Genomic DNA, 11,448 nt, shown 5'->3' with positions numbered 1-11,448 from the left:
GCGGGTTAGCCGCTTTCCCTAACGCCCACTGGGCTCCCTTGCGCTGTCCCTGGAGTTGGCTGCTTTGCTCAAGCTGCCGCGGATGTGAGGCCGGGAGGGACCCCGTTCACTCCCTCCCACCAAACACATACCCCGCCAACGGGACGCCCATGGCTACGGTGTGGAAGGCAGTAGCACCTCGGTCACTGCCTGCAGCGCCCGCCACCACATGCAGCGGCAGCAGGTGCTCGGCATCTGGATGAGCCAAACGCGCACTAGGGGCCTCTGTCCAGTCTTGCAAAGCCTGATTGCGCTCACTCGGCGGCAAGCCGACCGTCTCGGTCAGCCACTGATCGAACGCCGTGACGACGGGTGTCGGCAGCGCGAGATTGGCGCGCATCAACGGAATGTTGTGGAAGCTCATGCCGCTGCCAATGATCAATACCCCCTGCTCCCGCAGCGGTGCCAGCGCCTGCCCCAACGCCAAGTGAGCAGCAGCATCCATATCGGCCCGCAGCGACAGCTGCAGGACCGGAATATCGGCCTGCGGGCGTACCAGTTTCAACGGAATGAACACCCCGTGATCGAAGCCGCGCTGCTGCTCGATAGCGGTTGCGAAACCGGCCTGCTCGATCAGCTGCGCCACTGGCCCGGCCAGGTCCGGCGCGCCTGGTGCCGGCCACTGCAGCTCGTAGGTATGCGGCGGAAAGCCGTAATAGTCGTACAGCAGGCCGGGCGCGGCCTGGGTGTTGAGGGTAAACACCGATTCTTCCCAGTGCGCGGAAATCACCAGCAGCGCTTGTGGGCGAATACCCAGCGTAGGCAGCAGCTCACGCAACCAGTGCGCCGTAGCATCCCAGGTATCCGCTGGCTGCCAGGGCATGAAAAAGCAGGGACCGGCGCCGTGGGGTAAAAAGACGGTGGGCAGCAGCTCGCTGGCCATACGCGACTCCTTGATCAGAAAGCCGAGCGCGACGGTGCTGCCGCGCTACTTGGGAAGAGAGGCTGAGTTCAGATGGGCAGGCGCAGGCGGGCATCCAGCGAGAAGCGATCGCCGCCGCGCAGGAAAATGCCGAAGGCGGTCAGAGCCCAGAACAAGGGATACTCCACCCCGCCGTTGGTCCAGAAGAAGCCGTTGGCAACATGCACCGTGAGCGCAACACCCAGCATGAAGGTGATGGCCAGCGCGGCCGGACGGGTCAGCAGGCCCAGTACCAGTGCCAGACCGCCAAAAAACTCCACCAGCCCGGCCAGCAGAGCGAAGAGCACCCCCGGCTGCATGCCCAGGGTCTCCCCGAAGAACTGACCGGTGCCCTGCAGGCCGTAGCCGCCAAACCAGCCAAACAGCTTTTGCGCACCGTGCGGCATCAGCATCAGACCGGCAGTAATGCGAATCAGGGGATAACCCAGCGGGGCCAGTCGTGCGATGAACACGGGGCCGGGGGTAGCGGTGCTGCTGTCGATAGTGCTGCTCATGGTGGTGCTCCTGTAGAACTGATGATGAAAACGGGTTATCCCGTGGTTGGAAGACATCCTATAATCGTTTCCGAAAACACATAAGACAGCAGGATTGGAACTCATGGTTGACAGAACAGAAACCCTGAGCGGCTCGCTGGACGACCTGCAGGCCTTTTGCGCGGTGATGGAATTCGGCAGCATCTCGGCGGCCGCCCGCCAGCTGCAGGAAACCAAGGGTAGCGTCAGCCGCCGGTTGTCTCGCCTAGAGGCCCGCTTGGGCGCCGCACTGCTGGCCCGCACCTCCCGCGCGGTCAGCGCCACCGAGGAAGGCACCGCGTTCTACCTGAAGGCCCGCGATGCGCTGTCGTTGTTGGCCGAGGCCACCAACGATGCTCGGCAATCCAGCTCGGTACCCCAAGGCCATCTGCGCATCACTGCGCCCATGGACCTGGGCATTGATGTGCTGCCGCCGATGCTGGTGCAGTTCCGCGCGTTGCATCCGCAGATCAGTGTCGAGCTGCTACTGACCGACGCGCCGCTCGATCTTGCCGCCAACCGGGTTGACCTCGCGCTGCGCGCCACCCCCGGCAACCTGCCCAGCATGAACTACCGCGCGTCCATCCTCTGCGGCTTTACCCTTGGCCTGTATGCGAGCAACGCTTATCTGCGGCAGGGCACTGCTCCGCAGCATCCAACCGAGCTGGCATTGCATCCGCTGGTGACCTGCCGGGAACTGGTCGGCACCACCAGCCTGGGCCTGACCGACAAGCGGGGTAAAACCAGCGAGATCCTGCTGCAACCCAGTGTCCGCACCAGCGATTACGCCAGCGCTCAACGCCTGTTGCTGGCCGGCGCTGGCATCGGCACGTTGCCAGACCTGGTCGCCGCCCGAAGTTTGGCCAGTGGCGCGCTGCTACCGGTGCTGCCCGAGTGGCATATCAGCCGTGGCAGCCTGTACGCCATCAGCCTCGGCGGCGCCGAAGCGCCAGCCAGGGTGCGTGTATTTCGCGAGTTTCTGCGCACCGAGCTGGCACTACTACAGGCACAAACCCCAGCACAGACCTGACCGCAAGCGCTATAGCCATTACACTCTGCTCATACACCCAAGGCTGGATTCCGCATGCAGATTGAGCTGATCGAGATTCGCGACCACCTGAGCCGCTTTCCCCCCTTCGATGAGTTGCCCGAAGAGGTACTCAACGATATCGCCCGCCAGGTGGAAATTGCCTACTTCAAGGCCGGTACTGACATTCTGGCCTTCAACCAGGAAATCCACGAGCTGCACTACGTGCGCAGCGGCGCGGTGGAGATATTTAGGCGCAATGGTGACCTTTACAACCGCCTGACCGAGGGTGGCATCTTCGGCCACTTCGGTCTGCTGCGGCACAACCGGGTGCGTTTTCCGGCGCGCGCCATCGAAGATACCCTGCTCTACTACATCCCTGGCGTGCTCTTTGATCAGCTCTGTGAACAGCACGAAACCTTTGCCGACTTCGTCGAGGCCGAGGGCCAATCGCGCCTCAAGGCCGCCGTGGATAACGGCCGCGCCAGCGAGCTGATGAAGATCAAGGTGCGCAAGCTGATCTCGCGGCTGCCCGTTACCGTCAGCCTGAACACCAGCGTGCAGCAGGCCGCAAGGGTCATGACCGAGCAGGGCGTGTCCTCCCTGGTGGTCGTCGATCCGCAGCTGGCCTGGCCCGACCCTGAACGGGTGCCGGTAGCCGACCCGCAACACGCCGTGATGGTCGGCATCATGACCGACCGCGACTTTCGTACCCGAGTGCTGGCCGAGGGGCTGCCGCTGGAAACACCGGTGGCCGAGATCATGTCGCCCAACCCGATCACAGTGCAGGGTGACGATACTGTGTTCGAGGCCATGCTCAGCATGCTGCGCAACAACATTCACCACCTCCCGGTGGTGCAGCGGCGCCGGCCAATCGGGCTGATCAACCTTAGCGACATCATCAAGTACGAGTCGCAGAGCAGCCTGTATCTGGTCAGCAGCATTTACAACCGGCAATCGGTCGTTGAGCTGCAGAGCCTGTTGCCCGATGTGCGCGCCACCTTCGTGCGCATGGCACGCGATGAGGCCAGTGCCCACATGATCGGCAGCGCCATGTCGGGTATCGGCCGCAGCTTTACCCAACGCCTGATCGAGCTGGCCGAGGATCAGCTGGGGCCGGCGCCGGTGCCCTACTCCTTCATGGCGCTGGGTTCCATGGCACGCGATGAGCAGTTGGTGGTCACCGATCAGGACAATGCCCTGGTGCTGGATGACAGCTTTGATCCCAAACAGCACGATGCGTATTTCCTCAAGCTGGCCACCTTCGTCAGCGATGGGCTGGCCGCCTGCGGTTACACCTACTGCAAGGGCGGCATCATGGCCACCAACCCCAAGTGGCGCCAGCCGCTCAAGGTGTGGCGCAAGTACTTCAGTGACTGGATCGCCAACCCCAAACCGGAGGCGCTGCTCAACAGCTGCATCTTCTTCGATCTGGACAGCGTGTACGGCGAATCGGCACTGGTCGAAGAGCTGCAGGAGCTATTGGCAGAGCAGGCCAGCCGCAGCGAAGCCTTCCTCGGCGCCCTGGCACGCAACGCCCTGAATCGCACGCCGCCGCTGGGCTTTTTCCGCACCTTTGTGATGGAGAAGGACGGCGAGCACAAGAACGTGATCAACTTGAAGCGCCGCGGCACGGCGCCGCTGACCGACCTGATCCGCGTGCATGCGCTGGCCTGCGGCTCGCGCGCGCAGAACTCCTTCGAGCGGCTCGACGCCATCGCCGCGACCAAGTTGATGCCCCCCGAGGCCCTGGAGCGGCTGCGCTATGCGCTGGAGTTTCTGTCGCTGGTGCGGATCCGTCATCAGGCACTAGCCATCGAAGAGGCCGACGAGCCCGACAACGACGTGGAGCCGGAGAACATCTCGGCCGCCGAGCGCCAGGCTCTCAAGGATGCCTTTCAGGTGCTCAGCAACGCGCAGAAATTCCTGCGTTTTCGCTACCCTCACCTGCCGGTCACGCGGCCACTATGATTCGTTTCACGCCAGGCGCGCCGCAACAAGCCAGCGCTCCACCAGACTGGCAGCGACAATTCGCCAGACTGACTGAACAAGCGCAGCACCCCGCGCTGAAAGCTTTCTATGCGGCTGGCTGCCCGGCAGTAGACTGTCCACTTGATGCGGCGCCGCTGCTCGCCTTGGATATCGAAACTACCGGCCTGAACCCGCAGCGTGACGCCATCGTCAGCCTCGGCCTGGTGCCCTTCAACCTGCGCCGTATCCAGTGTCGACAGGCGCAGTATCAGGTGGTCAAACCCAGCAGTGAGCTGAGCGAAGAATCCATCACCTTTCACCGCATCACCCACTCCGACATTCAGGAAGCACCGCGGATCGCCAGCATCATCGAAAACCTGTTGCAGGCCATGGCCGGAAAAGTGGTAGTGGTGCATTACCAGGCCATCGAGCGCGGCTTTCTTGATCAGGTCTGTCGCCGGCATCTGGGCGAGGGCCTGCAGTTCCCGGTGATCGACACTATGGCGCTGGAAGCCCGCCTGCACCGTGGCAGCGGCGAACCCAACTGGTTTCAGCGGTTTCTCGGCAAGCGCAGCCAATCGATCCGGTTGGACGACAGCCGCCAACGCTATCACCTGCCCCACTACCAGGCGCACCACGCGCTGACCGACGCTATTGCTACTGCCGAACTGCTGCAGGCCCAGGCGCTGACGCACTACGACCCTAAGGTCCGGGTCAGTTCGCTGTGGAGTTGATACAAAAAAGCCGGGCCACAAGGGCCCGGCTTTTTTGCAGCGCACCAACCTTACTTGCGCGGTTCGCTCATCAAGCCCTTGATGATGGAAATACACCCCACCAACAGCACTATGGTGAACGGCAGGCCGGTAGACACCGACATCGCCTGTAGCGCCGCCAGGCCACCGCCAAGCAGCAATGCGATGGCTACCACACCCTCACTGATAACCCAGAATACACGCTGCGGCACCGGTGCATTGACCTTGCCGCCGGCGGTGATGGTGTCGATCACCAGGGACCCGGAGTCAGAGGAGGTAACGAAGAACACGATCACAAGCACAATGCCGACAAAGGAGGTAATCGCGGTCAGCGGCAGCTCACCCAGCATGACGAACAGCTTGAGCTCCAGCGCGGCTTCCTGCACGCCGGTAAAGCCGTCGGTAACGAACTGGCCGATTGCGGTACCGCCGAAAGCGGTCATCCACAGCACCGACACCAGCGAGGGCACCAATAGCACGGCAATCAGAAACTCACGTACCGTACGACCACGGCTCACGCGGGCGATAAACATGCCGACAAAGGGCGACCAGCTGATCCACCAGGCCCAATAGAAAGCAGTCCAGCCCTGGGTAAAGTTGGCGTCTTCACGACCAATCGGGTTGGACAGCGCCGGCAGGTTGGCGGCATACGCCATCAGGTTATCGAAGAAGCCGGTAGCGATCGCCAGCGTTGGCCCAACGATGATGATGAAACCCAGCAACACGATGGCCAGTACCATGTTGAGCTCGGACAGGCGCTTGACGCCCTTGTCGAGCCCCGCCACCACGGACAGCAGCGCCAGCCCGGTGATGCCGGTGATCAGCAGTACCTTGGTGACATTGCCGGTGCCGAAATCGAACAGGTAGTGCAAGCCGGCCGTGGCCTGCTCCGCACCAAAACCCAGCGAGGTAGCCAGACCAAAGAGCGTGGCAAATACCGCCAGAATGTCGATGATGTGGCCAGGCCAGCCCCAGACCCGCTCACCCAGAATCGGATAGAAGATCGAGCGAATGGTCAGCGGCAGCCCCTTGTTGAAGGAGAACAGCGCCAGCGCCAGTGCCACTACGGCGTAGATCGCCCAGGGATGCAGGCCCCAGTGGAAGATGGTCGCGGCCATGCCCAACCGCGCCGCAGCCTCAGCATCGCCGGCCGCACCGCCCAGAGGTGCCCAGTCGGTGCGCAAGCCGTCTTCGCCGACAGTGACGCCGCCCAGCGAGGACGCGAAGTGTGACATCGGCTCGGAGACGCCGTAGAACATCAAGCCGATGCCCATACCGGCGGCAAACAGCATCGAGAACCAGCCCAGATAGTTGTAGTCCGGCTTGGCATCCATCCCACCCAGGCGCACCTTGCCCAGCGGCGAGACGATCAGGAACAAGCACAGCAACACAAAAATATTCGCCGCCCCCAGGAAGAACCAGTCCAGGCTGCCCGTCAGCCAGTTGCGCAGCTCGGTGAACAGCGGCGCCACTTCGCTTTGCAGTGCCAGCGTGAGCACCACAAAAAGCACTACAGCAAGAGAAGAAATGGTGAAGACTTTGCCGTGGATATCCACGTTGAACAAAAAATTGCCGGAAATATTGTCCTGCCCGATGACGTAATCCGTGTCGATCAGGTTGGCATCGCCGGTAGGAGCCGGGATGCCTTCATGCTCGGCAAGCTCCTTTAGCGGGTCGTGATCATTCAATGGTTCTGTTGCCATTTGAAGTGCTCCGATGTGCAAAGTGACGCGGTCAAAAACAACCACGAAGAGGGTGCAGGTCGCTCCGCGATAGCGAAATAACTGCAAGAATTGACAGCCCTCAGAAGGCCAATGATGTGTACAGCAGGTATCGACATAGCAGCGTTTACCGCCAAGCGGTTCAAGACACTGTTCAGCTTGTATCCAAGTGTTGCTGCGCTACATGATAGCCATTAGAGCGCCATTATGGAAATCGCAGGGCCGCGCGGGTGTCGCAGATTGGCCGACGTTGACCGATTATGGGCTGTCGTTTTTTGCCCTTTCCTGTAACAGGTAGGCGCCGGCAAACAGCATGTTGATCTGCTCATGAGCCAGTTCCAGAATGGCCTCCCGGCGCTCGGGCTCGCCGATATAGTCGAGCGAAAGATAGAGCAGGTTGCGGCTCAACAGGGTGGCAATCAGCTTGATCTGGGCCGGGCTGATGCCCTTGGGCGCCAAACCCAGCGCCTGCACATCGGCAGCCATGTCTTCGGCAAAGCCGTCCATCTGCTTGCGCAGCTCGGCGCGCAGCAGCTCGGAGGGGCCGTGCAACTCGCGCACCGCAATCACCACGCGGTCACGGTGTTTGAGCACGTACTCGAAGTAGAGTTTGACCGTTTGCTGCGCGACCCGGCGGCCGCGCAGCGCCTCTTCCTGAAGCGGGTCGATACTGCCATCGGCGATACTTTGTCGCGCCGCCTTGCGGCGCAACTGGCGCAAGGGCGCGCGCAGCGTCTGGTTGCTTTCGCGCAGCAGTTGCAGCCCCAGGTCATCCATGTCACGGAAGTGGCGGTAGAAGGTATTCGGGTTGAGGCCAGCCTCACGCGCCAGTTCTCGCAGGCCCAGGCTGGTTATGCAGCGACTGCTGGCGGCAAGACGCACCGCAGCATCCATCAGGGCGCGCTTTCCAGGCGCCTCTGCCGGTCGAGTTCCCGTCTTGCGGGCTTCAGCCATGCTTCACCTGCCGCTCGGATGGGCGCATAACCGGATCAACGCGAGCCGACGTCGAGAATCTGCAGCACCTCGCGGGCGCTATAACCGTACTCTTTCATCAAGGCCTTCAACTCATCATTGAAGGCCAGCTCCTCCTTTAAGCCGACATCCTGCTTCATGCTCTCCAACTGTGCCAACTGTTCGGCGAGCAGGCGCTCGGCCGCGCGAAACTCGGATAATTTGCTCATGGTTACCTGTCAATAAAGAGTAAGGAGAAAAAGGTAGAAAAAGATTGTTTCTGGATTCTACACCAAGTACGCGCACATGCAGCCGCCGTAACTGCGCACGCCGCACAGCTGCATGTTAGGCTGCGTTCATCATCCATCGAAGCGGAGACACCACCATGCAGCCGGAGCCCAATGCGCTCACCCTGCCCCCGCTGACCCAAACCCGCGACGGCGCGCAGCGGCGTGTTGGGGTCGAGCTGGAAATGAACGGTATCGAGCTCGACCAGCTGACCCGCCTGGTCGCCGAGCATTGCGGCTGCAGTGTAGAGCGCACCAGCCGTTACGAGCGCACACTCAAGGGTGACGCCGCTGGCGACTGGATAGTCGAGCTCGATTCCAGCCTGCTGAAAAAGATGGGCCGCGCCGAGCGGCCCCAGGACCCGACCTCGGCCGAACTGGTCAGCTCCGCCGAAGACGCCATCATTTGGGTAGCCGAATCGCTGGTGCCCTACGAACTGGTCAGCCCACCATTGCCACTGGACCGTCTTGGCGTGATCAACGAGCTGATCGCCTTGCTGCGCGATGCCGGCGCCAAGGGTACTACCGATCGCCTGACCAACGCCTTTGGCATGCAGTTCAACCCGGAAGTACCGGCCACCGATGCGCGCACCCTGGCCGCCTACCTGAAAGCCTTTCTTTGCCTGTACGACTGGATCCATGAACGCGCGCGCATCAACTTTGCGCGGCGTCTGACCACCTATGTGGACCCCTTTCCCAGCGCTTATGTGCGCAAGGTTACCGCGCCCGATTATTGGCCTGATCTGCCTACGCTGATCGACGACTACCTGCAGCACAACCCGACACGCAACCGCGCGCTCGACATGCTGCCGCTGTTCCGCCATCTGGACGAGGACCGGGTGCTGGCCCACACCCAGGACGAGCTGATCAAGGCGCGCCCGACCTTTCACTATCGGCTGCCCGACTGCCTGATCGACCAACCTGGCTGGGACCTGACGCCGGCCTGGAACGACTGGCTGGAGGTAGAAAAGCTCGCCAACGATCAGGATCGCCTGCAGGGTTGCTGCAGCGCCTATCAGGCTTACCTGGGGCAGGGCCTCGGCCGCTTGCTGGATAACTGGCCAGAGCGCCTGACCCGTGACTGGCTGCCCGACATCCCATGAGTAAACCTGTCATAGCGATTACCGGCCCGACCAAGGGGGCCGTGGGCCCGCGCTTTCTGGTCGCCCAGGCGGTGCGTTACTACGGCGGTGAACCGCTGCAACTCAAGCCCGGCGACGAAACAAAACACCATGGCTACCAAGGGGTAGTAGTCACCGGCGGGCACGATATCGACCCGGTGCTGTATGCCGCCGAACCGGAAGTCAAACCCAAGTATGACGCCGCCCGTGACACCCTCGAAACCGCGATCATCGATGATGCACTTGCCCGCGAACTACCCCTGCTGGGGATTTGCCGTGGCGCACAACTGCTCAACGTCCGCTGCGGCGGCAACCTGTTTCAGGATTTGAAGTCACGCCGCAAACTGACCTCCAACCGCCGCACCCTACTGCCATTGAAAACCCTGTGCCTGGAGCCCGACAGCCACCTGGCGCGATTGCTCGGGGTAGAGCGCGGCAAGATCAACAGCCTGCACAATCAGGCGATTGATCAGGTGGGTAAAGGGCTGGTGATCAGCGCGCGCGATCTGGACAACATCACCCAGGCCATCGAAGCACCCGGGCGGCGCTTTGTAATGGGCGTGCAGTGGCACCCGGAGTTTCTACTGTTCATGCACCGCCAGCGCCGGCTGTTCAAGGCGCTGGTGACGGCCGCGCGGGAAGTGGGCTAGCGCAGTGGTAAAAAACCTATTCGTGACCCGCGGCAAACCTGGAGAAGTCTGGCGGACTTGCCTTACTCCGGAGTCGCTGGCAGCCTCGGCGGCACAGCGTGATTACCCGCCAAGCGCCGCCATGACCTCGCCCGCACAAAGCGGTCGCGTCTCTGTGGCCTATCCAATCCATTCAAGCCGGAGCAGCCGATGCTCAATGATCCACTGAAAACCCTTTCCGACCTGGTCAGTGCTGCCCATGCGCAGATTCAGGCCACGCATCAACACATCAATCCGGTGGTAGAAGTGCGCCAGAGCATGCGTGATGCGGGCATCCCCGCCGATGTAGTCACCCTCGACTGCCTGCGTACCCAGCGCCGTATCACTCTTATCCTGCACGACCAGCAACCGGGCATGGTGCTCTACCAGTTCGTGACGCGGGAAGAAGAAGTTGGCGGTGAATTCAAGCAGCTGCCGCTGGCAGAGATGAGCAGCGCCACGCTGTTTGACTGGATGCAGGACTATTTCGGCTGAATTGAGCCGCTATATCTCTATAACTCTATAGCCAGCGCTTGCGCGCGTGCAGGTAAGCCGCAGTGTCGCTGTAGCCCAGCTGCTCGGCGATCTGTGCACGGGTCAAACCCTGCATCTGCAGATAGTCATCCAGCTCTGCGCGCACGGTATCCAGCAACTGGCGGAAGGTCAGGCCCTGTTCGTGCAGACGACGACGCAGGGTGCGCGGAGTTTGGTGCAAGCTGCCGGCAAGCTGCTCCAGCGTCGGGGTGTCGCCCTGCAGCAGTTGCTGGCGCGCCAGCTCCGCCACCTTGCCGGTCACCCCGCCAAAGCGTTGCTGCTGCGCCAAACGGCGGTCCAGCTCGGCACAGACGGTTTCAAACAGCGCCTGGTTGCGACCGGGCATGGGCAACGCCAGCGTGTTTTTGGCAAACCACAACTGGTTGGCTTCAGCAGAGAACCGCAGGTGCTCGCCAAAAAACGCGACATACTCCTCGGCGTAGCCAGGGCGTACGTGGCGGAAACTCGCGCGCTCGGGCAGCCAATGCTGACCGGAAGCCGCGCGCAATTGCGTCATGGCCATACTCATGTAGTGCTCGACCAGATAACGCTCCAGCGCCGGTGGCACCTCCACACTGATCCGGACCACGAGGTGCTCGCCCTCCTCGACGTAACTCACCGAATCCATCGCCGAGGCGAGACTGGCATAACGCACCCAACTGTCCAGCGATTGCCGCACGTTCGCGGCAAAAAAGCCCATGTAGGCCAACACGTGCCAGTCCTGCCGGGTGAACAGTGAAAACAGATGCAGGCCGATGGCCGGGTCATGCTGCGCCGCGCGCTGCCAAAGCTGCTCCAGTTCGATCAGGCTGAAGTCATCCTGCGCCGCGCCCTGCTGATCAAGAAAGCGTTGCAGCACCTGGCCAAGCGGGCCGTGGTGATATCGCTGCGCGGGGATTTTGGCCGCTTCGACGAGGTTTTTGTCCTCAGTGCGCATGTTGAG

At 61.9% G+C, this 11,448-nt stretch carries 11 protein-coding genes and 1 pseudogene; 6 read left to right on the top strand and 6 right to left on the bottom strand.

Features of this window, described 5'->3' with window-relative positions; translation table 11 throughout:
- Nucleotides 1–106 precede the first annotated feature (106 nt).
- The gene (locus tag BLU26_RS14405) at nt 107–922 is read right to left on the bottom strand and encodes a DODA-type extradiol aromatic ring-opening family dioxygenase (RefSeq protein WP_092287571.1); all 816 of its coding nucleotides are present in this window, start codon (nt 920–922) and stop codon (nt 107–109) included.
- A gap of 68 nt (nt 923–990) precedes the next feature.
- On the bottom strand, nt 991–1,455 hold the full coding sequence (locus BLU26_RS14400; protein ID WP_092287570.1) for a DoxX family protein: 465 nt from the start codon (nt 1,453–1,455) through the stop codon (nt 991–993).
- Between the two features lie 103 nt (nt 1,456–1,558).
- On the opposite strand from BLU26_RS14400, the gene BLU26_RS14395 reads away from it, so the two are divergent.
- From BLU26_RS14395 to BLU26_RS14385, 3 genes are read left to right on the top strand one after another with little or no spacing between them, the layout of a single operon-like run.
- A complete protein-coding gene (locus BLU26_RS14395; RefSeq protein WP_092287569.1) occupies nt 1,559–2,503 on the top strand; it encodes a LysR family transcriptional regulator in 945 nt (314 codons plus the stop codon).
- A 54-nt stretch (nt 2,504–2,557) separates the two neighbouring features.
- The gene (locus BLU26_RS14390; protein ID WP_092287568.1) at nt 2,558–4,471 is read left to right on the top strand and encodes a DUF294 nucleotidyltransferase-like domain-containing protein; all 1,914 of its coding nucleotides are present in this window, start codon (nt 2,558–2,560) and stop codon (nt 4,469–4,471) included.
- Nucleotides 4,468–5,205, top strand: coding sequence for a 3'-5' exonuclease (locus BLU26_RS14385; RefSeq protein WP_092287567.1), 738 nt, complete (start codon nt 4,468–4,470; stop codon nt 5,203–5,205). Before BLU26_RS14390 ends, BLU26_RS14385 begins: the two co-directional genes overlap by 4 nt.
- A gap of 50 nt (nt 5,206–5,255) precedes the next feature.
- Here BLU26_RS14385 and BLU26_RS14380 read toward each other — a convergent pair whose 3' ends face one another.
- The 3 genes and pseudogenes from BLU26_RS14380 to BLU26_RS14370 form a co-directional block, all read right to left on the bottom strand.
- On the bottom strand, nt 5,256–6,926 hold the full coding sequence (locus BLU26_RS14380) for a BCCT family transporter (RefSeq protein WP_092287566.1): 1,671 nt from the start codon (nt 6,924–6,926) through the stop codon (nt 5,256–5,258).
- 276 nt (nt 6,927–7,202) lie between these two features.
- A complete protein-coding gene (locus BLU26_RS14375) occupies nt 7,203–7,898 on the bottom strand; it encodes a TetR family transcriptional regulator (protein ID WP_092287565.1) in 696 nt (231 codons plus the stop codon).
- A gap of 50 nt (nt 7,899–7,948) precedes the next feature.
- Nucleotides 7,949–8,125 (bottom strand): annotated as a pseudogene (locus BLU26_RS14370) (transcriptional regulator); the annotation flags it as partial.
- 155 nt (nt 8,126–8,280) lie between these two features.
- Between BLU26_RS14370 and BLU26_RS14365 the strand changes: the two are divergent.
- From BLU26_RS14365 to BLU26_RS14355, 3 genes are all read left to right on the top strand, one after another.
- The gene (locus tag BLU26_RS14365; RefSeq protein WP_092287563.1) at nt 8,281–9,285 is read left to right on the top strand and encodes an amidoligase family protein; all 1,005 of its coding nucleotides are present in this window, start codon (nt 8,281–8,283) and stop codon (nt 9,283–9,285) included.
- Complete coding sequence (locus BLU26_RS14360; protein WP_092287562.1) at nt 9,282–9,953, top strand: gamma-glutamyl-gamma-aminobutyrate hydrolase family protein; 672 nt, start codon at nt 9,282–9,284, stop codon at nt 9,951–9,953. Before BLU26_RS14365 ends, BLU26_RS14360 begins: the two co-directional genes overlap by 4 nt.
- A gap of 189 nt (nt 9,954–10,142) precedes the next feature.
- Entirely contained in the window at nt 10,143–10,466 is a 324-nt protein-coding gene (locus BLU26_RS14355; protein ID WP_092287561.1) for a hypothetical protein, read from the top strand.
- Between the two features lie 25 nt (nt 10,467–10,491).
- On the opposite strand, the gene BLU26_RS14350 is transcribed toward BLU26_RS14355, so the two are convergent.
- Nucleotides 10,492–11,442 (bottom strand): AraC family transcriptional regulator ligand-binding domain-containing protein, encoded by a 951-nt coding sequence (locus tag BLU26_RS14350; RefSeq protein ID WP_092287560.1) that lies wholly within the window; start codon nt 11,440–11,442, stop codon nt 10,492–10,494.
- Nucleotides 11,443–11,448 lie beyond the last annotated feature (6 nt).

It is taken from the genome of Halopseudomonas sabulinigri (assembly GCF_900105255.1).
Lineage (GTDB): Bacteria > Pseudomonadota > Gammaproteobacteria > Pseudomonadales > Pseudomonadaceae > Halopseudomonas > Halopseudomonas sabulinigri.
The sequence above is the reverse complement of the archived record's forward strand: the minus strand, read 5'-3'. Positions and strand labels throughout refer to the sequence as shown.